At 65.3% G+C, this 424-nt stretch carries 1 pseudogene; it reads right to left on the bottom strand.

What is annotated here, in order from left to right:
• Positions 1-81: 81 nt before the first annotated feature.
• Positions 82-424, bottom strand: a pseudogene (locus FEF15_RS18930) (hypothetical protein); the annotation flags it as partial.

The raw sequence follows: 424 nt of genomic DNA, 5'->3' as shown, positions 1-424 counted from the left end.
GTGCCTGCCGGAGACAGGCGGATTGCCAGTCACGCAGCGGGGGCGTGGCACCGGTAACGGCTGCCTGGCAGAAAGGCGAACTCATGCGCGATCCTCCCCATTGGCCAGTCGGCTGCGCAGCTTGATGTTGGCATCAAGGCGCCCCTTCAGCTGACCGCCACGCTCGATGGCGGTGTCCAGCAGTGGCGAGATGCAAGACTGCTGATCGGGAAATCGCCCGATCAGGAACCGGTAGTGCTCGATTTCGCCGAGTGCGGCCTGCATCTCGGAGCGCAACTGATCGCGTTCGCGGGTCAGAAAGGTCTCGAGCTCATGGTGGGGAGAGGGGGAGGCGGTGTTTGCCTTGCTGGACGAGGCGGGACGGGCATCCGGCGCGTGGGCTTCGGTGCGCTGCTGTGGACTGGCCTCCATCACGAGCTGGAAG

This window comes from Halomonas sp. NO4 (assembly GCF_010994375.1).
GTDB lineage: Bacteria > Pseudomonadota > Gammaproteobacteria > Pseudomonadales > Halomonadaceae > Halomonas.
The sequence above is the reverse complement of the archived record's forward strand: the minus strand, read 5'-3'. Positions and strand labels throughout refer to the sequence as shown.